The organism is Thermogemmatispora onikobensis, from assembly GCF_001748285.1.
Classification (GTDB): Bacteria; Chloroflexota; Ktedonobacteria; order Ktedonobacterales; family Ktedonobacteraceae; genus Thermogemmatispora; species Thermogemmatispora onikobensis.
Map to the genome: position 1 here is coordinate 74595 of NZ_BDGT01000010.1, position 25420 is coordinate 100014.

The following is a 25420-nucleotide window of genomic DNA, read 5'->3' on the forward strand; positions in this document are numbered from 1 at the left end:
GGAGGTTTGCAATGACGCTCTGGCTGGCGCTGGCTTTGACTGGTCTCTGGCTGCTGATCGGGCTGCTCTGCGGTCTGCTTGGCGGCGTGGCTCACCCGCGTTGGCGTCAGGCTGGCTGGCGCTTCCGGTTGTTGCTCTTGGGGCTGGCGATGGCAGGAGCAGTGCTTTCGGCCTGGCCGGCGGTCTGGCTGCTGGGGAAGCTGGCAGCGAGCGCGCTGGCACTCGGCTGCTCCGCGCTGGTGACGCTGGCAGTCCCCCCCTGGTTAGCCTCTCATGTGGCGCTCGCTTCTGCTGAGAAGCAGCCCCCTCCCAGGGAGGGGCAACCCCAGGCGCCTGCTGGCTGAGGATGGAGGGAGCGGGCGACGAGAAGGCCTGTCCGGCGCTCCTCTCCTGCCAGGTCGCCCGCTCGGCTCGTTCTCCTCTTTCTTTTGCCCCTCTCCGAAAACGGTAAGACCCATCCCACTCCGCTTTGGAAGGCCCACGAGAAGTTGATTGCCGCCGGCCTGATGGCGATCGCGGCTCTGTGGAGCGGCATCTTTCCCCCCGCACAGCGTGCTGGCCAAGTGGCCTGAGCATTGGGTCCAGCAGCCTGATGAGTCTGAGCCTCTGCCGCTGCTCAGCAGTCAGGCGCCTGGCGCACCACGCCAGCCGGCCACGGTCCTGCCTGCTTCCCATTGGGAGCAGAGAGGTGCAGGCTTCAGGACTGGTCGCCTTTGTAGGTAAGGATGCGGCCCCAGACGCTCTTCGTGCCCCAGATACCTGAGCGCAGGCACTCCAGCTGGACGATCTGGCTGTGATCGACGAAGAGGTTGACCTCGGGACCGTAGTTTTTGATGTACCAGGTGAAGACCTCGGGGTCGGCGGCCTCGAACATCACCTTCTCAAGGCCAAGCTCGGCGATGATCCTGGCTACGGCATCGGTCCGCCAGGTCTTGACGTTCTCTGTGATCCCCTCGGACTCGATCATGATCATGTAGGCCCCGGCCTCCAGGAAGCGCCTGGCCTGAGCAATGGCCCAGCCCACATCGCGCGTCCCCTCAGCCTCCAGTTCCTCAGCGCTGGTCGCCCCACCAGCGCCGAATTGGATGCCCACCTCGGGCTTGGCCTTCAGACCCTCTTTCTGAACCTTCTCCACCAGGCGCAGCCAGTCATCAATGGGGATGGTAATGAAGCCGCTGGAGATCTCAATAATGTCGAAGCCCAGATCGCGGCACTCTTTAATATAGCGATCCACCGCCTGCGCCCCCTGAGTGAGGACGTACTCGATGAATCCGCCGGTCGAGACCAGCACATTGTAGCGATGGGCGGTCTCGTTCAGCTCGCGTACCGCCCTGGGTGGCATGAGGGTGAAAGAGCCGCCGGCGTACTTGAGCGAGTCGACGTACTCGCCCATTGTCTCCAGCACGTCCTCCAGGTAGCGCTTCCCCATCGCCGTGTAGTAGGGGCCACGAATCTCAGTAATACCGCGCGTCCGCGGCTTGCTCTGCCGCTCATTCATGCGTAAGAAGGTAAAACCACGCTCTGCCATTGTCTCCCTCCTTGTCTGATCGCTCGCTGACTATTGCTTGCCAGGTTTGCTGGCGTACCACTCGGGCCAGCGCGGCAGAGGCAGGCCGCAGCACAGACCAGCACGTCAGACCAGTCTCTCGACTGTCTTCTGGCTGCTGGCCCGCCCGGGCCTGCCCAGCCTGATGCGCTGCTCGCGTTAGAGAGCTGGCCCGCCGGAGGCCGGCAGGCGCACCTGCGCCAACAAGGCTGTGAGCTGGCGCACTGGCACCTCATCCAGATGCTGCGCTGTCTCAGCAATGGAGCGCCGCAGCTCGCTGTCGGTGTAGGGTGCCGCCAGACTCTCAAACTTCTCCAGGGCCTGCTCCCAGCTCAGCGGGCGGCTGTAAAAGCCCGGATAGTCGGCAATTTCCAGATCATAGCGCCGCCCATCGGTCAACAGGACCCGGATGCGACAGGGCATTTCAGCGGGGAAGCGAGCACTGAGATCGTCGGCGGGCCGCACCTCGATCTTGCGCAGCAGGGTCTGCACATCGCTGGCCGCAATGCGCTCGGGTCGATACTGCTCGGGGGTCACCTTGCCATCGAGCAGAGCCACCGCCACCATGTAGTGGAGGCTATGATCAGCCTCCTCCTTGGTGCGCACAATGCGCTTGTCTCCCTCCTCGCCACCGCCAATGATATGGTAGGCTACATCAAAGGTATCGATCTCAATGCGCTCGATCTGATCGGCACGGAGCTGATGCTGCTCACGCAGCTGGAGAATACCTTCCAGGGTTGGCTGAGAATGAAACTCAGCATTGTACTTCTTAATGCTGGTGCGCAGGACAATCTCCAGGTTCTCGCGCGACCAGTCGATCGTAAAGCGTCCGGCGATGCTCTCCATAAAGCCCTTATTGCCTTCAAAGACCTCAGCCGGCCCGGTCATGCCGCGCATGGCCAGGAAGGTGGCGTGGGTAGCAGCATGGGCGACCGCCGGGTAAGCCAGGCCTTTCCAATGGGAGATGCTCCCCGTGCGGGTCACGCGCAGGGCGTTGTAAGCGGTACCGCTGATGGCAATGGCATTGGCTGTGCGCTGGGCATCGAGGCCCAGGGCGCGCGAGACGCCAGCCGCCACGGCATAGGTGCCTTCGACGGTATGGTCAAAGCCCTTCGCCCGGACTGGCGCCACCTCTGACAGCCGGCACTGCACCTGATAGGCCACCGCCAGGGCCGTCAAGAGGTCCTTACCACCGCGATCAGCATATTCGCTGGCCGCCAGGACAGCCCCCAGATTATCGCTGGGATGGCAGCTCTCCCCTTTGGCAATAAAGGTATCGTTATAGTCGAGATAGCGCACCAGAGCGGCATTGTAGAAAGCCGCCCGGTCGGGCGCCGTGCGGCCTCCCGCAATCAAGGTCGACAGCGGATTTCCCCCGAAGTCTTTGATCTGCTCGCGCAAAATAGCCAGAGGTCGCCCCTCCAGGGCTCCAATGGCACAGCCCAGCGAGTCGAGCACGCGAATCTTCAACTCACGGCGCGCCTCCGCCGAGATATCCTCATAGCTGCTGCGTACTACAAAGTTCGCTAGCTCTTCAACGAGCGTCATGGTTGCTGACCTCCTTCCCAATGCCAGCACTCCCAAAGGGAATGGCTGGTTTCATCTGCGCCTTCACTCAAGGTCTGGGCGACTCAGCGCCGACACCGTTGTGGCGCTAGTGACGCTGTTCTTGCCGCTCTGAGCTTGCCATGCTGGCAAGGCCAGCGGCACTGGCGGTATGCCCCATATCGTAGGAGGCACGTCGCGCGGCTTCACAGACCAGAGGAATGGCTCGCTCCCGTTGCTCTGGCCCAAGACGCGCGGCGGGTGCGACGAGCGTAAGGGCCGCCACTACCTGGCCACCTCGATCAAAGATGGGAGCAGCCAGGCCCGCCACTCCGGCAACCCGCTCTCCTTCACTGTAGGCCCACCCCTGGCGCCGCACCCTCTCCAGCTCGGCCACAAAGCCCCCCACATCCCAACCCCTTTCTCCAGCCGCCCGCTCGCTGTCAAAGCGCTCGCGGCTGGCATGCGCCAGCGCCAGGCGCTCTTCATCAGGGAGCCAGGCCAGCAAGATCTTACCGGCAGCACCGCGATGCAGCGGCAGCGGGGCCCCGATCTCGGCAAAGGGACGCAAATTGTGGGGGCTGCGCACAACCTCGATGACAACCCTGGCCTCATGCTGACGAATGTGCAGCTCGGCATTCTCTCCTGTCTGGCTATTGAGCCAGGTGAGATGAGGCAGGGCCTGCCTGCGTACGTCAATGCTTTCAGCAACTAGCAAGCCAAGACGCAGCAGAGTCAGCCCTAGACGAAAGCGCGAGCCTTCCTTCATAAGTAGCCCATGCTCGGCCAGGGCCTGAGCCAGCCGATAGACTGTTGGGAGCGGCAGCCCAGTCCTCTCAGCAATTTCCTGGGGCAGGAGAGCGCTCTCCCCCCGCGGGAAGGCCTCTAGAATGGCCATCGCCTTGTCCAGGACCCCGACCCGTGTCGCACGCGCCTCCTCTGAGGGCATTCCTTCAGCGCCTCCTTTCCACATAGTGGAATATCATCCACATAATGGATACCTTAGTATAGCACGGGATGGCAGCCCTGTCAAATGGAGGGCCGCCGCTATCTCTCGACGCCGGCGTCGCCCCTTTGCTATAATGGGGGCCGGTAAGGGCAGACCTGAGTGGCAATATTGTCTGTAAGGAGCATACGATGAGCATACTGGAAAGCATTCAGCATGGGCTGGAAAAGGCAGCTCAGCAGGCAGCTCGTCTGGCCCGTATTCAGCATCTGCAGCTGGTGCTGAATGATCTGAGCTACAAGGCAAGCCTGGAGCACCGGACGCTATCCAACCAGGTCATGGAATTGTATTTCAACGGGAAACTGAGCCAGGGCGAGCTGCTGCCACTCTGTCAGAATCTCGCCACCCTGGAGCAGCACATCAAAGAAATCCAGCAGGAGCTGGAGCGCCTGCATGGCGAGGGACAGGAAGAGGCTGGCATCGCACCCGCCGAAGCGACCGGGCCTCTGCCCCCTGGTCCATCGGCCAGCAACGACGCAGCTCCCCCTGCGGTTTATCCAGCGTATTCTCCGCCATTGCCGCCGGCAGCAACCTATCCCGTCGGCGGCCCGGTCGCCTACCCGCCACCATTGGCCACGCCCATGCCAACAGGGCCTGCTCCCAACCCAGGTTATGCCCCGCCGGGTTTCGTTCCACCACTGGCGAGCGTTCCCGCGGCAGTCGCTGCGCCTCCCAGGGATGGGACTACCGTCGTGGCTCCCCCACCAGTTCCTGGGAGCGCAGCTATGCCACCCTCTGGCCCCGATCCCGCCACCGCGACGACTCCCACCAGTGTGCAGGGCGTGCCCCCAGCGCCCCCCGGATCAGGAGGTCCTCCAGCGCCGCCGACGCCGACAGATGTTCCGCCATTGGGAGCCTTGCCAGAAAGTGCCCTGGGAGAGCCTCACCAGCGGTAGCAGGCCCATCAGCCAGCAGGCCGGCCCACCAGACCGTGTCGGCGCCGGCCTCCCGTCCCCGATGAGAGAGAAAGGCCAATCCCTGCCGCTCATCCATGACACCCGCCCTTGCGCTTGAGGCCAGCCCGCGCTACACTGACTAAGTGAGAAAGCCCCGCCCTCTTCTTTTCAAGGAGCGAGAGCAAGCAAGATAGTGAGCAGCCTGCAAGTGAGAAGGAAAAGGAGCATGTCCAGCAAAGGGATTCCCAGCTTACCAGAACACGAGGAGCTGATTGTCGAGGCCGTTGACGTGCATAAGGACTACGGAGAAGGGACGCTCAAGGTCCAGGCGCTGCGTGGGATCAGCCTCCAAATCCGCCGGGGCGAGGTTGTCGCTATTATGGGTCCAAGCGGCTGCGGTAAGACAACGCTGCTGAATTGCCTCAGTGGCCTGGATCGAGCTACCTCCGGCACTATCCGTATTGCAGGCCAGGATCTTCAGGAATTGACCGATAATGAGCTGACTACCTTTCGCGCTCGCTCGATGGGCTTTATCTTCCAGAACTACAATCTGTTGCCAGTGTTGACAGCCCTGGAGAATATCGAATTGCCACTGCTGGTGAGCGGGGTGCCACCGCGCGAAGCCCGTGCGCGGGCCCTGGCCAGTATCGAGGAGGTCGGACTGAGCCGCTGGGCCCGCCATCGCCCGGCTGAGATGAGCGGCGGACAGTGCCAGCGAGTGGCGATCGCTCGCGCCCTGGCTACTCGCCCAGCGATCGTCTGGGCCGATGAGCCAACGGGAGCATTGGATAGCGAGGCCAGTCAAGAGATTCTTGACTTGATGCTCTCGCTCAATCGCGAGCAAGGGCTGACTTTTGTCTGGGTCTCGCACGCTCTGGAGGTCGCGCACCGGGCCCAGCGCTTGATCACAATGCGCGATGGACGCATCGAAGACGATCGTTCGCTCGTCGCTTCCCATGCAGACGAAGCCTAGCTCTGCGATCCTGCCGGCAGAGACAGCATTTACATCTTGCACGCCTGTCCTCTATAAGCACAGAAAACAAGTTTCGAGAAATGCCGCATGACGATGTCTTTGGAGAAGGGGAAAGAAGAGGAAAACGAGCCTCTCAGATGCCAAAAACGGGGCCTCAATCGTTAGAATAATGAAGGGCTATCCCGGATCTCTTTCCTCCGCCCGCGGTTGCAGAGGGAACGATCCGCACGAGGATACAGAAAGGAAACACGAGGATACTGTAAAGAAGGGATTGAGGGGGTCCTCCTATGGGTAGAGTCATTGTTCTTGGCAGCCTGATGACCGACCTGGTAGCCCGCGCGCCTCGCTTCCCCTTCCCCGGGGAGTCCTTGATCGGTGAGGAGTTCGCGATGTTCATCGGCGGCAAAGGCTTCAATCAGGCGGTGACTGCCGCTCGCCTCGGCGCCCAGACAAGTCTGATCGGCAACGTCGGTCAGGACGCCTTTGGCGATGCCTTCTTCCCTGCGCTGGCCGCCGAAGGCGTCGATTGCACCTACGTCAGCCGCGATACGACCACCGGTACGGGCGTAGGCTGCGTGACGGTGGCGACCGAGATCGGCCAAAATGCCATTGTTGCTCTGCCACGCGCGAATTTGACTCTGTCGGCAGAGACGGTGCGACGGGCAATGGAGGCACTGCTCAGCTCGGGACAGGCAGCCGCTATGACTCCGCCCGGCGTTTTTCTGACCCAGTGCGAGACAAGCATCGAGACCATCGCTACGGCCTTGCTCCAGGCCCACAAGGCCGGCTTCGTGACCATCCTTAACGCCGCTCCCATCCCCCAGGAAACACTGCCTGCCGAGCTTTTCAGATTGGTGGATATCCTGGTGGTGAATGAGATCGAGGCCAGTTTCCTGGCCGGCCTGACCGTCGATACGGCGATGACAGCGAAAACCGCAGCCGAACGCTTGCTAGAGCGCGGCCCTCAGCACGTGATTATTACGCTGGGGGCTCTGGGCGCGACCTGGTGCACCCACGGCGAGAATGGCGCGCCGCCTTTTCATCGCTGGCAGCGCGCTTTTAATGTGCAGCAGGTCGATCCAACTGGCGCCGGTGACGCCTTCTGCGGAGCGTTGGCCGCTCGCCTTTCAATGGACGCCCCCCTCGAGGAGGCACTCCGCTGGGCCAACGCCGCAGGCGCCATTACGGTGACACGGAAGGGCGCTCTGCCTTCCCTGCCCACACGGGCCGAGGTCGAAGCCCTGCTCTAGCGCTCACCTTCGTCTTCTATTTCTATTTCTCTCTTTGCCGGTTACCTTCACGGCCAGCCTTTGGACACGACAGTAACCGGCTCATACCTCTCTGCGCCTGACTTCTCCCAGCACTCTCTTTCCTCTCTTCTTTTCCCCACTCTCCCCTTCACTCTTGACCTGCTTCCTACCCCTCTTTATCAAATTATTTCGATATAGATCCTTACATTGAAGAAGCTGATTTCACAATCAGAAAGAAGTGCGGTACAATACCCCTGCATATCGCCACTATTGTCTACATCAATCTCAGGGTAGAAGGGAGAAGCAGCAAATGGGCAAAGGTGGGAGTGGCATAGAAGCGTATGGGTACCTGCGCTGGGTGGCAGTGGTGCTGTTCTGGCTGCTGAGTTCGCTGCCATTGAGTCCGGCTCTGGGCGCAGCCAGTCTGCCTGCGATGCAAGTGCAGGCGCAGAGCTGGCGTCGAGAAGGGGCCGGAGCCTGGTCGTGCTCCCCTTCGCCAACCACGGGAGCGCCGCGTCGACAGTTGCGCGGGGTCTGGATCGCCACGGTGGCCAACCTGGACTGGCCTTCACGCCCGGGCCTGCCCGCCGCCGCGCAGCAGGAAGAAGGACGGCGCTTGCTCGACCAGGCAAGGGCCTTGGGCTTCAATGCGGTGTTTGTGCAGGTACGCCCGCTTGGGGACGCCTTCTATCCGTCGCACTACGCCCCCTGGTCAGCCTATCTGAGCGGTGTCCAGGGACGCAGTCCTGGTTACGATCCGCTGGGGTTCCTGCTGAGCGAGGCGCACCGGCGCAACCTGGAGTTCCATGCCTGGCTGAACCCGTTTCGCATCAGCTTTCACGACAATCTCGCCGCCCTGGCGCCGACCAATCCCGCGCGGCAGCACCCCGCGTGGGTGGTGCACTATGCCGGAGCCCTCTACCTGAACCCGGGCCTGCCCGCCGTGCGCCGGCTCCTGGCGGCCACGGTTGAGGAGCTGGTGCGCCGCTATGATGTCGACGGCATCCACCTGGATGATTATTTCTACCCCTATCCAGTGGGAAAGCTGCCGTTTCCAGATAGCGAGACCTATCGCCAGTACGGCGCCGGTCGCTATCGCTCGATCGGCGATTGGCGACGCGCGAATGTGAACGAGCTGATCGCGACCCTGGCTCAGACGATCCACCGCCTGCGCCCAACCGTCAAGTTCGGTGTGAGTCCTTTCGGGGTCTGGCGCAACCGCCGCAGCGATCCGTCAGGCTCGGCAACCGAGGCCGCGGTGACCAGCTACGATTCGCTCTATGCAGATACACGCACCTGGATCAGACACCACTGGCTGGATTATATTGCCCCCCAGTTGTATTGGCCAATTGGCTTTCGCCGCGCTGAGTACACCACGCTCGTGCGCTGGTGGGTCCATGAGGTAGAGGGTTGGCCGGTCCATCTTTACATTGGACAGGCAGCTTATAAAATCGGGAGCGGCGGCCCCTGGAGCGACGCGGAGGAGATGCCACGCCATCTGCGTTTTGACCTGCGCTTTGCAGCGGTCAAGGGCGAGATCTTCTTTCGATTGAGGTCGGTTCTGGCCGATCCGCTCGGCTTTGCCCGGCGCTTGCGCACAGCCCTCTATCGCCATCCCGCGCTGATTCCGGTGATGCCCTGGTTGGGTGGCGGCCCTCCGGCAGCTCCCAGAGCTTTACAGGCTCAGTTGCAGCCCCAGGGGACGAGCAGATGGACTGTAAGGCTGCGCTGGCAGAACGACCCTGCCGGCTCGGTCGCGACGACTTACTATGCGATCTATCGCCTGGATGGCGTGGCATCCCCTGATCCATGCGCGCTGAAGACTTCTACTGCCCTACTGGCAACCCAGCGGGGCCTGGACGCGGATTGGCAGGTCTTTGTCGACCAGCTCGTGCTCCCGCAGACTCTCTATACCTACTATGTGACAGCGCTGGACCGCCTGCATCATGAAAGCCCAACCAGCACCGCCCTGGTGGTCCATCTTCCATGAGATAGGCGAGATTTGTCGCTCAGGCGCGCCTCTTCTCTGCCCAGCCTCGCCGTGAGGCGCAAGGGGGACGGACACAGCCCCAGCTTGCCAGACTGTGCCGCCCCACGCTTAGAGAGGCCCTGGTGTGGGGAGAGCACAGCGGCTGAGAGAGCATATCGGCACAGTGCCTGAGCGTTCACAGCTCAGTTCAGTCGCCGTTCACCAGGGCCAGGGTAGGCTTGAGGGCGCTAACGGGAGCGCCGGGTCGTCAGGCTACGGGCGCGTTGGAGCAGATTGTTGCCTTTTGCCACAAGGGTAGCCGTGCGGGCCGGGGTGAGCTTCGCCGCGGCTTGCTGCCCGCTGCCACCGAACTCGGCTCCCTCCAGGATGGTAAGAAGCTCGTCGGCCAGGGCGTTGCGCTGCGCGGTCAGTAGCTGGAGCTGGGAGGCCATGCGGGTATAGGTGCTGTCGTTGTCGGGGCTGCCGCTCTCCAGTGCCAGGGTGGAGATGCGCAGTGTGCTCAAAGCAAGGTCACCGACGGGCGCATCGATGCGCTTGAGGAGTTGACCAAGCTGGAGAAGCAGGCCACGACTGCGCCGCACTGTCGGCGGGAGCGCACTGTCGTCCAGCGCTTCGATAAGGACTCGTCCATCATGACGGTAGTCGTCTTTGAGACCGAGCAGCTCCAGCATGGTGGGTCGAATGTCGGCGTGATCGGCCCAGATGCTGCCGTTGCGACCAAGATGGCGCACGCCAGGTCCAACCAGCCCCAGCCAGGTACGGTTGATGTCGGGGGCAATATCTCCGTGGTTCCAGGCATAGGTGGGCACAGCCTGAACACAGGGCGCGTTGCAGTTGGCAGGCCCGGCGTAGATGTAGTAGTCGGGATTGGCAAACCAGACAAAGGTAGGGGCGCGGGCCGGGTCGGCAGTGACCATGTGGAGCAGCTTCATCTCGACAGGGTCGGCCATGTATTGGGTGAGCTGCTCTGTCTTGCCCGTGATGGGGTTGACGGCAGTGAGTTTGCCGGTGGCCCGCTCAAACGCTCGCGTCACTGGATCGCTGCGCCCCGGGTTGCCAGTGATGTAGATTGCCGGAGCAGAGTCGGCGTGGAGCTGGAAAGGAGTGGTAACGCCTTGCTGGGTGGCCAGCAGGCCCGCCATGTTGACGTTGATTTCGCCAATGACGCTGTAGCTGCAGGGGATAGTGACGCCGTCACAGTCCGCCGGGGTCGGTGGCCCTCCGACGAAATGGTCGCCTTCGTCAGCAGTGATGACAAAAAGGGTGTTGGCGGGCGTGATGCCGTCTTGCTCTAGCCGCTGGAAGAAGCGGGCAAAGGCTTGATCATAGGCGCGCAGAGCTGCAACGTAGCCCGCCTGACCAGGCCCAAAGGCCGGCCCTCCAGGGTGTTTGTCATGCACATCGGAGATGTAGGCGTAGGTGATAGGGACGCCGTGCTCTTGCATGGCGGCTACATAGGCGAGACTGACACTGGCACTCATGCCATCAAAGCCGGGAAAGCCGATGTGCCCCTGGGAGTCCTGGATGATGTGCCCGTCAAGGTCAGTGAGCGGCCCGTCGGGACTGATCTGGGGGACGACGTATTTGTGGCCGAAGAGGGCCTGGTAGCCTTGATAGCCCCCAGGTTCATCAGGCAGAAGATCAGGTTTCCCGCTCTGCCCAGCCGAGCAAAGCGGGTTGTTGAGGGCACAATGAATGCTGATGCCTACGAAATCAGCATAGGCCTGGGCTGGATTGGCTTTGACTTCGCTGGCCTCCGGCGAGTCAGCCCCGAAGACAGTGGGGATGTCAGTCCCGATGTTCTCCAGGACCATGTTGGCCGCGCCAACCCCTCCAACATTACAGCCAGCCCGCGTGTAGGGCACCCACGGCGCCGGGGCGTTGACTCCTAGCTCGTTGAGCATGTTGTAGGTGGTGTCGGTCGGCGCCGGATTGCTGGGATCATAGACGGGATCGGTCCAGTAGGCAAAGGCAGAGGCCGGGCTGCTGGTCCCGTCAGGATTGAAATAGCGATAGCTGTTGCTGATCGCTACGCCGTGACGATCTGGGTAGACACCAGTGAGTGAGGTGAGGATGTTGGTGCCAGTGTGGGCAATCAGGGGAGTGTGGTTGTTGGAGAGCATGACACCGTTGCTCTCGATAAAGTTGAGGAGATGGGGCATCTGCTCTAGATCAGAAGGAACATTAGGGTTGTCCCTCATCAGATGCACATTGTCAAATTGGATGTAGATGACGTGCTTGATGCCATTTTTGAGGCGACAGGCCGCATCACTCTCGCTCATCGTAGCAGCAGTAGCAGCAGCACTACCAGGTTTCAACGCCGGTAGCAGGATGCTGATGATGAGGAGAAGCAAACAGCTCGCTTCGATGAAGCGGAAGCGTCCCCCCGCAGGGTTGCGCTGGGACCAGATGCGATGACACATAGGTTCCTCCTTTATCGCTGCAGGTCCACCGGTTGGTCGGTCAACTGGCACACAAGAACAGCATGACTGCGACTCGCTCGTGACAGCATGAGTACGGCCCTTTTCTTCCTCCGTCCAGTAGCTGCACCCGGACGCTGACCTTCCCCGCCACGTCCTGCCCTGTCCTTGCGCTTCCAGTGTTGAGAGCCTGTCAGGTGGCACTCCTGACAGAGAGGCCTCCTCAAGTCGCGTTCCTCTCGACTCTCTAAGGAGATGCAATTAGAGTATAGCACTCTATTGAATAGATATCAATGATCTAAATGGCAAAGTGTTAAGAATATGCAAAATAGAGGCATTCATGCACGTCCATAAGAGGGGCAGAGGAGAATCACCCCCGAGACGCAGGCCGGGGAAAAGCACTGGTAGACCCGGTCAGGCTCAGTTCGTCGGCTACCCCGCCTGATCAAGCAGGGCCGAGAGTCTAGGCCAAGGTTCGTTGGTTGGTTAGCGAGGTGGCCGGCTGGCTGACTGACCTCACAGGCTCCCTGGATGGGAAGCACGGCGCACCTGGAAGAAAGCCAGTACCCGGACGGCTCTCTGACTGGGGTTGCTCCGACTCAAAGCTTAGAGCCTGAAGGGGAGCCAGCGCAGAGGGGGAAAGACCTGCTCGACAATCGAAAAATGATCGTAGTAGTCGCTCTGCCGCAGGATCAGACCATTTCTGACCAGGAAGATGCTGACGCCATCAACTTGAAAAGGGCGTGAGAGCCAGGACTGCTTCAGGAGACGTGGCGTTGTGCCGGAGGCGATCCAGCAGACTGCCGCCTGCCCTTCCCCAAAGAAGCGGCGCGTCGGCGTATACTGGATGGTCGGCATACTGCTGAACCGCTGACTAAACCAGCGCGCAATCTCTTGATGGCCGCGACGCGCATGGCGCATACCCGTGTCAAAGAGTTCAGCGCTCTCATGATAGAGGGCAACAAGCTCATCGACGTCATGAGCATTGAAGGCGACGATCCAGCGATTGATGAGAATAGGTAGCTCCATGCCTGCAGGCACAGGACCACTGTGCTCAAAGCCGTCTCGGTTGGTTCGCACGCCACTTTCTCCTCTGCTTCTCTCTGGCTGGCAGCTCTCGGATGGGGTCATCCTCGTGCTCTGTATTGTAGCGCAGGAGGACGATAAGGACAAATACTCTGGTCAATTGAATTGGGAGCTGCGTCGAGTGTGGTCGCCTGTCGCCTATCTTTACCTGCCTATCCACCGGCCTTCTTCGCTGACCTCTCCTACCGAGCGAGCAAGACCCAATCAGGACGAAAGCCAGGAGGAAACGGCGAGCGAGAGGACGCAAGCCTCATCGGTCGCCGCCTTCTTCGCTGGCGAGGGCAGGAGAAAGGAATTTGCCATTCTCATACTGTCCAGGCAAGGTGCTGAGGGGAGTCCGTCACTGGATGCGGGCGCAATGACAGGGAACTGGGATACGATCTTTTTGCCGCCCCCAACCAGCTTCCCGGCCAGAACCGCGATTAGCAGGAGGACGTTCATTACCAGTTTCCACCGGCGATGCCGTCTTCTCTGATGGGAGCGCTTCCCGTGGGCTTCGGCAGCGGAGACCGAGGGCCGCATGGGAGACGTTCCTTTTTTCACTTCTGCGCTTGCGCGCTTACCAGTCGGCGAAGACAGAGAGACGCCTGTCTCGTCCCCGTCCCCGTCCCCGCTCGACCTCTTGCGAGAGGTCGCCAGCGTAGCGAGCGAGGCAGGCATCTCGCTGTTTACTGCAATCTCTCTCCGTGCAGGTCTGTAAGCGCCTCCCCGCGGCCAGGTCAGATGCTTTCAGAAGAAGAGGCTGATTTGATTGTAGACAGCGCGAATGTTCTGCGGCGTGCCGGCGTATTCCTGGGCACCAGTGGCCGCGGCGATCGACTTGAGGGCGTCTACATCGGCATCGTCGCCATAGGCGATCGTGAAGACTTTGATACCCCTGCCGGCATCTTCTCCTTCCGGCGTAATGCGCTGGAGTAGCTTATCTCGTGAGAGTTGACTGACGTTATCCTGCCCATCGGTCAGGACGACAACGGCTTTGATGTCATCGGTGGCAAAACTATTGAGCGCCTGCACTTGCTCAGCAATGGTATCAAAGAGACGGGTACTGCCGTCCGCTGTAATGGTGGCAATTTGCTGGAGGACCTGCTGACGCTTGGGGCCAACCTCTGAGAGCGGACTGATGACCCTGGCTTCATCGCTGAAGGTCGTTAGCCCAAGGATGTCATCATCGCTCATCAGCCGCACAAAGTCGCTGAGGCCCTGCCGCGCGGCATCGATCTTGCTCATCCCGTTGAAGTCGTCGTTCATGCTCCCCGAGGTGTCCAGAATGAGCATGGCGGCCACACGGCGTTTTTGCGCCTGCCAGGTGCCCTCAATAGCATTGATAACGTCCACCGAGGGGACCTGCAGGATGGTCCGCGGCTGCTCTGGGTCGACGCCGTGAGCGCTGTCAATGGGGGCGCCAATCGCTACCGAGGCCACAGCAGGGCGGAAGCCGTAGCGCAGGGCTTTGGCTTGCTGTTGGGGCGCCAGAAGAAAGGCGCGCAGGACTTCTGCGGCACTCTCTTTGGCCGGCGTCAGCCAGCTACCGTGCAGAATGGCGTAGGGGTGATCGCTGTAGAAGGTGCCCTCTTTGGGGTAGATGGCCACGACGGGAAAGGGGAGATGGGAATAGCTATGACCGTCATTGGCTTCAACTACCAGGTTTTCGTACATGACAGCCGCGCTGAGGAAGCTGGGCCCTTTGTTGAACATTTCGTCGGCAAAGAAACCGGTGCTGTCGCCATAGTGAACGACTGCCCTTTCAATGCCAGCGATAAAGTTGCTGACGCGAGAATCGTTGATATCTGCTACGGTTAGCCCGCGCTGTTTGCCCAAAGCGGCGTAGCTCATGGCAATGACGGCGTCAAGTCCGGAATTGGAATATGCTGGATGGGTGTGGCCGAATTTGAAGCTGCCCGCCTCGGGATGACCATAGGCAGCCCACCCCTGCACATTGGTGCTCAGGCGCGCGATGTCGCTCCAGCCAATGGCACGCTGCGGCCAGCCAAGTGCTTCAGCCAGCGGTTTCCACATGGCAATGACAACAGGACTGCTGACCAGCGAGGGGGTGGCGCTGGCTCCCATGTCGATAAGATTCTGCCCGGTCTTCTGGTGCCAGCGGGCATTGAGAAGGCTGAGCCAGACGCTGCCTGCTGGACTCCAGACGTCGGGCCTGATAGTGCCATTGAGGATCTGCTGCAGGGAGTCGCCGGAGCCAATGGGGATGGCGTTGACAGTGATGAGGCCATCGCAGCCGGCGTAGTGGTGGTTGTTGAAGTCGGCAATGACCTCTCTCATCCAGGCTTCTTTCTCGGAGCCATAGTAGAGGGTGAGGGTCACCGGGTCGCTCGAATGATGCTGACAATTCAGCGGATAGGGGGCCGGCGTGGGCGTGGGCTGCACGGTGGCGCTCCAGGGCGCCTCACAGCTCACCAGGAGCGTGAAGAGCAGCAATAAAGTACAAACAGAGCAGAAGAGGCTGATCCAGAGTGTTCTTCGTCTTCGCCGGCTGAGGGTCTCATTTGCTCTCAGCATCGTCTTCGCCTATCCTTTCCTGTCGAAAGCATGAGTAGCGTGGTCGTGGCAGCATCAGGAATCGGGGGAAGCTGTGGGCCACCTCTCTCGGAGGTGGTGCCTCCGCTTCTGTTCTGGCTTTATCGTCCTCCTATCGGACTGGCTAACTGGTGGCAGTGGCGCTATTGCCGTAGGCGCTGAGCCACTCTTGAAGTAAGGCATCTGTCACAGGGCCTGCTGGCGGCTGTGCCTCGGGACCAAGCTGCGCTGGTATCTTGAGACTGCTCGCCAGGTCGGGAAAAGGGTTGCCTGCAAGGCGGTCGTAGATGGTGACCGCGGCGTTGGTGGGCCGGAAGCCGCTTTTGAGGGCTGCGCGCTGCTGCTCCTCGCCGAGGAGGAAGTCGCGAAAGAGGCGCGCCGCTTCTTGCTGCTCACTGGTGACCCATTCGGCGTCAAGGATGGCAAAGGGATGATCGCTTAGCAGGTTGAGGCCCGGATAGAAGGGGAGAAGAGCCATGCCCTGGCGTTGGCGCGCCTCCGCCTGATAGGTCAGCACGAGGTTCTCGTAGGTGAAGGCCAGATCATAGGAAGAAGGCCCTTTGAGAATGACTTCACGCTCTAGATAGGTGCCGCTGCTGCGCCCGAATTGGGTGACGGCTCCCTCAATATCGTCGAGGTAGCGCAGAAAACCTTTGTCACGCACCTGGTCGCTGGTAAGGCCTCGTTGTTGATGGAAGTAGGCATAGGCCAGCAGGGTAATGCTCAGCAGGCCGCTATTGGACTGATCGGGACGAGTCTGGGCCAGCTTGATTTGACCCCAGTCGGCAGGCCCTCCCAGGTCCTGCCAGCCGTTTTTGAGGAGAACGGTGCTGTGAACGGCCTCCCAGTCGATGGTGCGGTAACGCTGAAGCAGGAGACGTGCGCGCTCTTCCCAGACTGCAAAGACCAGAGGGCTGAAGACGAGCGAGCGTGGTGACAGGTCTGCTGAGGAGGCTACGATCTCTTTGCCTCCGTGTGTGGCCTTCCAGGCATCATTCAGCTGGTTGAGCTCCAGTGTGCTGGCCGGACTCCAGGCGATGGGTCGCAGTTGGCCATTGAGAATGCGGGCACGGGCATCGAGCGAGCCACGCTCTTCGGCTTGCGGCAGGGTGATGCGTTTGCCGCCCAGGGTCACCCCGCGCTGGTTAAAGGCTGCGACGGCGGCGCTGATCCAGCCTTCTTTTTCGGTGCTGTAGACAAAGCTGAGAGCAATCTGCCCGGCCACTCCCGTCGTTCCTCCGCTACGCTGGCGCGAGAAGAAGAAAGGGAGGCTGAGCAGGCCAGCGCCCGCGACAAGGCTCACTGCGCCTGCGGTCAGCAGCAGGCGACGCGAGATGCGTCTCCCTCCCTGAACGGCAAGCTGCGCCTGGGGTCCCTGGCCCGGCGTTCCGGGTAACGGTGTTATCGGTGTTGGTGGACTGCTGGCGGGCAGCGGGGTCACTGGCAGAGCGTTCGCCGGTGGCGAAGTCGCTGGCGAGGCTGTTCGGCCACCCGCGGCGACATTGGGCAGGCCAGGAAGGGAGCCTTTCATGGCACCAGGGGAGCTGAAGCCGGCAGCCAGGATTGCCATGTACATGGCCGCGGCAGTTTGATAGCGCTGCGCTGGATCTTCAGCCATCGCTGTCAGGATGATCTCCTCGCTGGCGGCAGAGATTCGCGGGTTCAAGGCGCGTGGGGCCTGAAAGAGACTAGGATTAAGGCGCCTGGTCGGAGCGTCAAGGGGTAGCTCGCCGGTGAGGAGCTCGTAGAGCGTGGCCCCCAGGGCGTAGATGTCCGAACGCGCATCACTTTGACCGCGCCCATACTGCTCTAGCGGGGCATAGCCCTGAGAGCCAAGCAGGGTGGTGTCACGTGTGACCTGGCTCTTAAAGATGCGGGCAATGCCGAAATCGATGAGCTTGAGCTGGTCATCTGGGGTCAGCATGACGTTGGCCGGCTTCATGTCACGGAAGATGATCGCCTGGGAGCGCGTGTGCAGGTAGTGCAGGACAGCACATAGCTCCAGACCCCAGCCCATGACGGTCGCTTCGTCGAGCGGTCCGCCGTGTTCTTCCAGGATCTTCGCCAGCGTTTGGCCCTCGATGAATTCCATGACAAGGTAGGCTTTGCCCGCTTCTTCGAAGAAGTCGCTGACATTGGGCAGGTTGGGATGCTGGAGCTGAACCAGGAGATCTGCCTCTTGGCGAAAGTCGGCCAGGGCACGCGCTTTCTCGCTGGGAGTGAGCAGGGCATCGCCCATCTCTTTGATGGCGACCTGCCGGCGAGCCGAGAAGCGCAAGTCCAGGGCTTTGTAGACAGCTCCAAAGCCCCCTTTGCCAACAAGGGCGACGATGCGGTAGCGTCCGCTGAGCAGGGCACCAGGACTAAGGGCCCCAGTGATCCGTCGACCTCCTCCGGTGACCGCTGACGAGGAGGCTACGGCAGCATAGACGCCGGTTGGCGGTCCGGCCAGCGTGTAACCACAGTTGATACAGAATTGTTCACCGGGCGCGTTCGGGGTACCACAGTGGCCACAGGTGAGGAATCCTCCAGTATGACTCTGCAAGGTTTTTCACTTCCTCGTGAATAGCACGTACAAGCACGTATGGCTCCTCGGCCTTTGATCGGTCGTGATGAGTCGCGCACTCGTGATGCTCATGTTCTGCTTATCCAATTGCCACGCTGCGAGTATGTCGCCAGAGCTTTATCTCTGCTTTACGGCTCTGTTATGGGAATGTAAAGGCTCAATTAAGAAATCAGGATATGCTGACCTGGCTCTGTGCCGGGGTGGAACTGATCGGCGAGTGCGAGGAGGAGTCTCGCCTCTCTGGTGAGATGCAGAGTCTGCAGCTGCGCGCCGATGAGCTGTGTCGTGTTCGGGTCGACGGGCGCCCGTGCCTCTTCCATATCGAGTTTCAAGCGCGAGGCGATGCGCAGATGGCTAACCGCCTGCTGGCAGTATAATATAGTTGCACGGCGCCTGTACCAGCAAGAGGTCTTTTCGTGGGTGATCTACTTGCATGAGGGGGGGGCAAGATGCCACCGCCGCCTTTGCGCTGGCCCGGCTTGCGTAAGGGCGAGGCCGATACGCTCTCGTTCTCTTATCGCGTGGTGAAGCTGTGGAAGGTGGCAGCGGAGGATCTGCTGCGTCTCGATCTGCCAGGCATCTGGCCACTGGCACCGCTCTGCCGCGGGGGCTGACGCTATGAGATTGTGGAGCGCGTGATTCCAGGCCTGGAGCAGGCCCAAAGGCGCCAGTGTATCTCAGAGCAGCAGCTACGCGATCTTCTTGCTCATGCTAAGACGCTTGCCAGTTTGACATTTCAAGGTCAGGTGGATTCCAGTCGCGTTCACAGGAGATTCGAGATGCTTCGCGACATCTATCGGGAATCGCCAGCCGTTCAGGAGTGGCTCGCCGAAGGCCGTGCTGAGGGCCGTCTCCTCACAGAGCAGGAGCTTGTGCTTTCCCTGCTGGCCCGCCGCTTTCCCGCTCTCGTCCCCGAGCTGGAGCCGCACATGCGCGCTCTGCAGGACCCCGACCGCCTGCGCGCCCTCTTGCTCGCTTTCTGCGATACCTTCGATCCCGAAGCGGCGCGCGCGCTCTTTCTCACAACAGACCTCTGACATGCCGGCAAGCGCCTGGCTACGGGTCAGCCAGCCAGCCTGAGAGCAAGCGGGACGCTCTTTTACCTGCACCTTATCCGCTTGCTCTCCTTTTCTACCCGTCCACCAGCATCGTGATCTCGCTCTCTTCAGCATTGAGGCCCTCTTCTGTTTTCCTCTTGCCATTGCCGTTACCGTTGCCGTTGAGGTCCTCGATAATGGCGTTCAGCTGCTCTAAGGCTGCCTGCAGGTCTTCGACAATATCGCCAATGATCTCGTCTGGCGCTGGCAGATCGCTGGCATCTTCCAGACTGCGATCGCGCAGCCAGACGATGTCAAGGTTCACTTTGTCGCGCTTGATCAGCTCTTCATAGCTGAAGGCGCGGAAGCGCTCGTTCTCTTCGCGCTCATGGCGCCTCCCAGGCTGATAGCAGGCGACAAAGTCGTCGAGGTGGGCCCGCATCAGCGGCCTGGAGCGCAGGGTGAAATGCTGGTTAGTGCGCAGGTCGTAAATCCAGAGCTGCTCGGTCCAGGGCCGGGCGCTGGCCGGCTTGCGCTCAAAAAAGAGGACGTTGGCTTTGACTCCCTGGGCGTAGAAGATGCCGGTCGGCAGGCGCAGCAGGGTATGGACGTCGCAGGTGTCGAGCAGGTCGCGGCGGATGATCTCGCCGGCGCCTCCTTCGAAGAGGACGTTGTCGGGCACAACAATGGCTGCCTGACCGTGGGGCTTGAGCAGGGATTTGACGTGCTGGAGAAAGTTCAGTTGCTTGTTGCTGGTGCTGGCGATGAAGTCGTCGCGCACGATGACGCTGGCCTCGCGCTCTTCACGCCCTTTTTCGTTGATGTAGGTGATGCTGCTTTTGCGCCCAAAAGGGGGATTGGTGAGCACGAGGTCGAAATATTCGCCGGGATGGCTGCGCAGGCTGTCGGCGACCCGAATGGGACAGTGCTCGCTTTCGTCGTCGCCGATGCCGTGCAGGAAGAGGTTCATGACGCAGAGGCGGGCGGCAGCATCGACGATCTCCCAGCCGTGCAGGGCTTCGTGTTTGAGAAAGCGCCTCTGGTCGCGGTTCATCTGCTGGCTGTAGTGCTTGACGATGTAGTCGTGGGCAGCCAGGAGAAAGCCGCCGGTGCCGCAGGCGGGATCGCAGATGCGTTGGCCCGGTCTGGGTTGCATGACGTCGACAATGGCGCTGATGAGCGGGCGCGGAGTGAAATATTGGCCGGCGCCGCCTTTGATGTCTTCGGCGTTCTTCTGGAGCAGGCCCTCGTAGGCGTCGCCTTTGACGTCGGCGCTGAGGGAGGTCCATTGTTCGCGGTCGATGAGGTCGACGATGAGGCGCCGGAGTTTGGCCGGGTCTTGAATCTTGTTCTGGGCCTTGCGGAAGATGATACCTAGCATGCCGTTGCGCTGTCCTAGCTCGCTGAGGATGCGGCGATAATGGGCTTCCAGAGCTTCGCCGTCCAGTTTGAGCAGGCTGGCCCAGCTCAGTTCTTCCGGGATGCGCGCCGGTTGGTTGTAGGGCGGTTGGGTACGCTCATGGGCCATTTTGAGGAAGAGAAGATAGGTGAGTTGTTCGAGATAGTCGCCGTAGGAAAGGCCTTCATCGCGCAGGATGTTACAGTAGTTCCAGAGTCGCTGGACGATGTATTGTGCGTTGTGTGTGTCGCTCATTGTGCTTACGTGCTCTCTTTTTTGTTGGTGCTGAGCTAGAAAATCGGTTGGGTCGGACGGTCCGCTCGGTCAGTGATGTGGCGGGCCGGACGGCGGCAGCGCCGATCTGGCTAGGTCTGGCTCCGGCCTTCGCCGCCGCCGGTGTCGCTTTCGGCTTCCCAGAGGCTGGGCCGCGCGAGCTGCTGGGGGTCGAGCGGCTCTGGAGGCTGGGGGTTGGAGCCGACCACGCCACCAGGACCACCGCCGGACAGGGATGGGTCGCCCGGTCCGGCTCCCATGCGGCTGCGGCGCTGCCCAGGGCGCCGACCCTCTTTCTCACGCTGGCGCCGGGCGCGCTCGGCCTGAATGCGCTCCAGGAGCTGGCTGGCCGGCTCGTCGCGCGGGTCCTGGGGGACGAGCTGGCCGCTGAAGGCGCGCTTGAGGATGCTCTGACGCAGGCGCTCGGCGCGCTTGAGGCTACGCTCGATGGCTTCTTCGGCCTGCTGGATGATGGTGAGCCGCCTCTCTACCTCGGCGACAATCTGCCGCTGCTCTTCAAGCGGAGGGAGGGGGATAGGCGTCTGTTTGATATCGGACCCTGATATGCCTCTTTGACCAGCAGTCGTACGTGATCTGCTTTCGATATGAAATCTCGATATGCCGGTGTTAATCGCAAATTCAAGGTAAGAGACAAGCGGCTCGCCAAGAGTAGCTTTTGCTCTTATAATTTTATCTGGATAAAGAATGGCTTCAAAGCATTTGCGTACAACGCCCACTATCCCTAGAAAATCTAAACTGCCATTATAACGAGTGAATAGGAGATCTCCATTTTCTATTGTAAAATTAGTTGCTTCATCAGGTGGTAAACTCAGATATCTAACCTGACTTAGATCCACAGACATAGGCCGCACAGCGCTAATTCTCAGTATTTTATAACCCCTTGGATCAGAGCTTGGCATCTGGGAAAGACCGTTACTTAACTGAGTAATAAGCTGCTCCACGGTGGCCCAGCACCAGCCGGGGGGCAGCGGCGGCAGCGTGCTGGTATCCGGGCCAGCCGGCTCGCGATAGGCCTGCTTCCAACGATCGTCGCGCGGCTCCTGGCCGCGGGCGCGCATCTTCTCCAACTGCTCGGCCTCCCAGCGCGCGCGCCGCTCGGCCAGAATGCGCCTGAGCAGGGCCTGCCCGTCTTCGCTCACCGGATGGCTCGCCCGCCAGCCCTCGGTCAGCTTCCCCTCGACCGCATCGCGCAGCAGGGCCGCCCGCGCATTCTTAAGCTTGATGCGATCCCGGCGCAGCGTCTCAACCACCGCATCCAGCCGCGTCAGATGCCGCTCAATGGCCGCCACTATGCGCCGCTGCTCCTCTATCGGAGCCAAAGGAATTTGAAAGCCCTTGATGTCTTCAGCCGAAATAGAGTCGAAAGTAGTTCCTCCAGATAATTCGGCAAATTTATCGGAAAGTGCTCTGAGAGCATAAAGCACATATCTATTGGAAATATTTCCTTCGGGTCGAAGAGCAGCTAATCCCCTACCTATACAGCATAAGGAAGGAGCCATATTCGTCGGTCCAACAGGAGCACGAACAGATAATAGAATATCGCCGGCCTCAGCAACTTTAAGGGGACTAGTACACCACTTACGCGGCACTGGAAAGAGATCAGTAAATTCGGCCTTTCCCTGGAAAAACGGCAATCCTTTCCCTTCGTCATTGTACTCTGAGGAAGGGGGAGATTGCCCCATGATGATGGTACAGCAATCTCCCAAACATACCCAAGCCCACCCTGGGGGCAGGGTCTGATCGTGGGCATTAGCGGCGGTGGTTGCAGCGGCACTCATGAAGCCAACCTCTCATTCAGGGAGCGCAGGATTGCGGGCAAATCAGCCCCAAACAGGGATATGGCCCGTCCCAGGCCACCGAGCTGATGAAAAGGTGCCATCTCGAAATCTGTCAACTCGATACTCAGCGAGGTGGCGATCGCATCGCGCATCGCCTCCAGCCAGCGCCGTTGCTCCCTTGTAAAAGGTGCGCCGCGACGCTCCTCCTCCTCCGCCAGCCAGGCAGCAAAGCGATGCTCAACCAGCGTGCGATACGGCACCAGGACGGCCTCGCCGGTGCGCTCACGCTCTATAGTATAGCGCAGCAGGGCAATCAAGTCCGTCTCCATACTCCCAAATTGGCCAGGCACCCGCCCCGGCTCCAGGCGTGCATAGGCCTGCACGAGTCGCGGCAAGGATAACTGCCAGGGTGGCGCAGCCAGCGCCTCCGTCAGGCGCTTCAGATCTGCCTCGCGCCAGGGTTCGCCAGCCTCGCCCAGCCACAGCCGGCGCAGAATCGGCTGCTCATGGGCACACTCCTCAATAAAGCGGCGCAAGCGCGCCAGCACTTCCTGATCGTCCCCCACCGTCGTCGCCTGCCAGCCAGCCTCGATCACCCGATCCTGGCTGACCTCATCAAGCACCTGCTCGCGCGGACCCTGCAAGCGCAGCAGCGCCTGACGCAGCTCCGGCTGATCAAAAGGAGCCGCCGCCTCCTGCAAGAGCCGCAGCCGTACCGCCTGCACCTCCGGGGCCTCGGGCGTCAGCAGGCTTTGCCCCGTCTCAGCCATCGCCCGCTCTAGCTGGACATCGGGATCGAGCGCCTCCACAATGCGCCGGGCCAGCGCGCGCAGGTCCAAACCGCCGCTCGCCGCCATCACCGCCGCCTGCTGCTCCGGCGTCGCTCGCCGTGCCAACCGCCCCAGGCGTCCCGCCAGGGAACGCAGCAGATCGGGATCGTTCCGCCACTTCCCTAGCGCAATATCCTGAAGCAACTGCTCCAGACTCAGGCCCGGCTTGCGCTCCAACGGCCCACTATCGATCATGACCCGCTCACTGACCCCCACCGCATCGATCACCACAAAGCGCGTCTTCCCCACCTCCTCGCCCATCACCCGCTGAAACTCCGTCTCATCAATCGTCCGGCTCCCACGCCCCAGCATCTGCTCATAAAAGCCCCGGCTGCGCACCGGACGCATAAAAATCAAGACCTCCAGCGGCTTAATATCCGTACCGGTTGCAATCATATCGACCGTCACCACAATCCGCGGCGTCAGCCGGTTGCGGAAGGCCGTGATCAGATCTTCGGGTCGCGCCCCTGTCGTCCGATAGGTAATCTTCCGCACGTAATCGTTAGCGCTGCATCCCTCGCGCAGAATCTCCGGCATGAACTCCTGGCGCGCAATCTCCACAATCGTATCGGCATGGCTATCATCCTTGGCAAAGATCAGCGTCTTGGGCACCTTCGTGCGCTCCGGGAAGAGCTGGCGGTAGCTATCGCGATAGGCGCGAATAATGGTACGGATCTGGTCCAGCGAGACCACCTCGCGATCAAGCTGCTCTGGATAATAAACCAGCTCATCTTCAAGCTGCTCCCAGCGCACGGCGCGCGTCCGCCGATCGCGCAGACCCACGACCGAGAGCGGCTCGATCCGGCTCCCGCGCTCGCTGATATCGGTGCGCAGGCGGAAGATGCCGTAGTCGACATTGACGCCATCGGCCACCGCCCGCTCATGTCCATACTCCATCACCAGATTGCGATGAAAAAAGCCAAAGGTCTGCTTATTGGGCGTCGCCGTCAACCCCACAATAAAGGCATCGAAGTATTCGAGTACAGCGCGCCAGACATGATAGATACTGCGGTGGCACTCATCCACAAAGATCACATCAAAGGTCTCAATAGGCACCGCTGGATTGTAGCGCACCTGCTTCGGCCTCTCCTTCAGCAGCTCCTCCTCGCGATCAAAGAGCGAACGCTCCTCCTGCTCGCTCTCTAGCTCCGGCTCGCCGCTCAGGATCGAGTAGAGGCGCTGGATGGTGGTGATGCAAACGTTGGCCGCCCGATCGATGGTGTTATGCGTGAGCAGCTGCACATTGTATAGCTCGCCAAACCTGCGCTTGCTGTCAGGAGTCACATACTGCAAAAACTCATTGAGCGCCTGACGCCCCAGATTCGCGCGATCAACCAGAAAGAGTACACGCCGTGCCCCACCGAACTTGAGCAGACGGTAGACGCTGGCGACAGCAGTGTAGGTCTTGCCGCTGCCAGTCGCCATCTGGATCAGCGCCCGCGGACGGTTATCGGCAAAGGAGCGCTCCAGGTTGGTGATGGCCTCGTACTGGCAGTCGCGCAGACCAGTGCGGGCTAAAGGCGGGAGGCGCCGCAGCCGCGCGCGCAGCGTCTCGTTCTCCTGCTCCGGCACCCCCTCGGGGGCCTGCTCTAGCCAGGCAGCCAGCGTCTCGGGCCGATGAAAAGCAAAGACTTGCCGACTGCTGGCGGCAGGCTCCAGATAGTTGGTAAAGCGCGTCTCGATCCCGGTAGACTCGTAGACGAAAGGTAGGGGCAGGCGCGCCGCCGGCAGATCAGCAGGAACCCCGTGGCGATATTTGCTGCTCTGCTCCTCAACCCCGGTCAGCGTGGTCCCCACCTTTTTGGCCTCGATGATCCCCACAGCCTTGCGGTCCACAAAGAGAAGATAGTCCGCTTCCCCCGTCTTGAGCGAGGCTTCGCAGAGGGCCACACCGCGCGCCGCGCCCAGGTTGAGAGTCGCCTTCACCTGAACGGCCCAACCTGCCTGACGGAGCAGTTCGTCAATCTGTTGTCGTGCCTCTTGCTCTGGTTTCAGCACTGCATTCACTCCTTGCTTCGTGGGAACAGCTCACGCCCCGCATCTCTTCTACCTCTGCACTTCAGCCAGATCCATCAAAAGAGCACAGGGCAGAAAGGCCCATCATTGCCTGCAACACCCATCAATCGCTCATCTCGTTATTACCGCCTGCCTGTTCTTCGAATCACAGAACGTTTCTTTACCGCCCGCTTGTTGGCGGAAGAGAGCCAACAGAATCAGGCCCGGCTGAAGGTGGTGCAGGCCGTCACATTGCTGTGGGTGGCAGATCAGG

18 protein-coding genes and 1 pseudogene are annotated in these 25420 nt (G+C 60.9%); 8 read left to right on the plus strand and 11 right to left on the minus strand.

The window, feature by feature from the left end; genetic code table 11:
• Positions 1 to 11 precede the first annotated feature (11 nt).
• Positions 12 to 344, plus strand: coding sequence for a hypothetical protein (locus BGC09_RS06655; protein WP_069803109.1), 333 nt, complete (start codon positions 12 to 14; stop codon positions 342 to 344).
• A gap of 353 nt (positions 345 to 697) precedes the next feature.
• On the opposite strand, the gene BGC09_RS06660 is transcribed toward BGC09_RS06655, so the two are convergent.
• The 3 genes from BGC09_RS06660 to BGC09_RS06670 all read right to left on the minus strand — a co-directional run bounded on the left by BGC09_RS06660 (position 698) and on the right by BGC09_RS06670 (position 4040).
• Positions 698 to 1528: a phosphosulfolactate synthase gene (locus BGC09_RS06660; RefSeq protein WP_069803110.1), complete on the minus strand. Its 831-nt coding sequence runs from the start codon at positions 1526 to 1528 to the stop codon at positions 698 to 700.
• A gap of 177 nt (positions 1529 to 1705) precedes the next feature.
• Entirely contained in the window at positions 1706 to 3094 is a 1389-nt protein-coding gene (locus BGC09_RS06665; protein ID WP_069803111.1) for an MmgE/PrpD family protein, read from the minus strand.
• Between the two features lie 106 nt (positions 3095 to 3200).
• Complete coding sequence (locus BGC09_RS06670) at positions 3201 to 4040, minus strand: IclR family transcriptional regulator (RefSeq protein WP_069803112.1); 840 nt, start codon at positions 4038 to 4040, stop codon at positions 3201 to 3203.
• A gap of 188 nt (positions 4041 to 4228) precedes the next feature.
• Between BGC09_RS06670 and BGC09_RS06675 the strand changes: the two genes are divergently transcribed.
• From BGC09_RS06675 to BGC09_RS06690, 4 genes are all read left to right on the plus strand, one after another.
• Positions 4229 to 4993 (plus strand): hypothetical protein, encoded by a 765-nt coding sequence (locus tag BGC09_RS06675; RefSeq protein ID WP_069803113.1) that lies wholly within the window; start codon positions 4229 to 4231, stop codon positions 4991 to 4993.
• 226 nt (positions 4994 to 5219) lie between these two features.
• Complete coding sequence (locus tag BGC09_RS06680) at positions 5220 to 5966, plus strand: ABC transporter ATP-binding protein (RefSeq protein ID WP_069803114.1); 747 nt, start codon at positions 5220 to 5222, stop codon at positions 5964 to 5966.
• A 287-nt stretch (positions 5967 to 6253) separates the two neighbouring features.
• On the plus strand, positions 6254 to 7216 hold the full coding sequence (locus BGC09_RS06685) for a ribokinase (RefSeq protein WP_069803115.1): 963 nt from the start codon (positions 6254 to 6256) through the stop codon (positions 7214 to 7216).
• A gap of 310 nt (positions 7217 to 7526) precedes the next feature.
• On the plus strand, positions 7527 to 9206 hold the full coding sequence (locus BGC09_RS06690; protein WP_084658043.1) for a glycoside hydrolase family 10-like protein: 1680 nt from the start codon (positions 7527 to 7529) through the stop codon (positions 9204 to 9206).
• A gap of 227 nt (positions 9207 to 9433) precedes the next feature.
• Here the strand turns inward: BGC09_RS06690 and BGC09_RS06695 are convergent, their stop codons facing one another.
• The 4 genes from BGC09_RS06695 to BGC09_RS06715 all read right to left on the minus strand — a co-directional run bounded on the left by BGC09_RS06695 (position 9434) and on the right by BGC09_RS06715 (position 17792).
• Positions 9434 to 11629, minus strand: coding sequence for an alkaline phosphatase family protein (locus BGC09_RS06695; RefSeq protein WP_069803116.1), 2196 nt, complete (start codon positions 11627 to 11629; stop codon positions 9434 to 9436).
• 603 nt (positions 11630 to 12232) lie between these two features.
• Positions 12233 to 12706, minus strand: a complete 474-nt coding sequence (locus BGC09_RS06700; RefSeq protein WP_069803117.1) for a nuclear transport factor 2 family protein — start codon at positions 12704 to 12706, stop codon at positions 12233 to 12235.
• Between the two features lie 735 nt (positions 12707 to 13441).
• The gene (locus BGC09_RS06710; protein ID WP_069803119.1) at positions 13442 to 15229 is read right to left on the minus strand and encodes a substrate-binding and vWA domain-containing protein; all 1788 of its coding nucleotides are present in this window, start codon (positions 15227 to 15229) and stop codon (positions 13442 to 13444) included.
• Between the two features lie 142 nt (positions 15230 to 15371).
• Entirely contained in the window at positions 15372 to 17792 is a 2421-nt protein-coding gene (locus BGC09_RS06715) for a protein kinase domain-containing protein (RefSeq protein ID WP_069803120.1), read from the minus strand.
• 197 nt (positions 17793 to 17989) lie between these two features.
• Between BGC09_RS06715 and BGC09_RS06720 the strand changes: the two genes are divergently transcribed.
• From BGC09_RS06720 to BGC09_RS06725, 3 genes are all read left to right on the plus strand, one after another.
• Positions 17990 to 18190, plus strand: a complete 201-nt coding sequence (locus tag BGC09_RS06720) for a hypothetical protein (RefSeq protein WP_069803121.1) — start codon at positions 17990 to 17992, stop codon at positions 18188 to 18190.
• Between the two features lie 72 nt (positions 18191 to 18262).
• Complete coding sequence (locus BGC09_RS22795) at positions 18263 to 18427, plus strand: hypothetical protein (protein WP_176728861.1); 165 nt, start codon at positions 18263 to 18265, stop codon at positions 18425 to 18427.
• Positions 18428 to 18592: 165 nt separating this feature from the next.
• Positions 18593 to 18850 carry a hypothetical protein gene (locus BGC09_RS06725; RefSeq protein ID WP_069803122.1) on the plus strand — a complete coding sequence of 86 codons (258 nt, stop codon included), beginning with the start codon at positions 18593 to 18595 and terminating at the stop codon, positions 18848 to 18850.
• A 94-nt stretch (positions 18851 to 18944) separates the two neighbouring features.
• Here the strand turns inward: BGC09_RS06725 and BGC09_RS06730 are convergent, their stop codons facing one another.
• The 4 genes and pseudogenes from BGC09_RS06730 to BGC09_RS06740 form a co-directional block, all read right to left on the minus strand.
• A complete protein-coding gene (locus tag BGC09_RS06730; protein ID WP_069803123.1) occupies positions 18945 to 20504 on the minus strand; it encodes a class I SAM-dependent DNA methyltransferase in 1560 nt (519 codons plus the stop codon).
• 110 nt (positions 20505 to 20614) lie between these two features.
• Entirely contained in the window at positions 20615 to 21832 is a 1218-nt protein-coding gene (locus BGC09_RS06735; protein WP_069803124.1) for a restriction endonuclease subunit S, read from the minus strand.
• Between the two features lie 33 nt (positions 21833 to 21865).
• Positions 21866 to 22321, minus strand: a pseudogene (locus tag BGC09_RS23605) (restriction endonuclease subunit S); the annotation flags it as partial.
• On the minus strand, positions 22318 to 25149 hold the full coding sequence (locus BGC09_RS06740) for a type I restriction endonuclease subunit R (protein ID WP_176728862.1): 2832 nt from the start codon (positions 25147 to 25149) through the stop codon (positions 22318 to 22320). The pseudogene BGC09_RS23605 and the gene BGC09_RS06740, both read right to left, overlap by 4 nt.
• Positions 25150 to 25420: the final 271 nt, after the last annotated feature.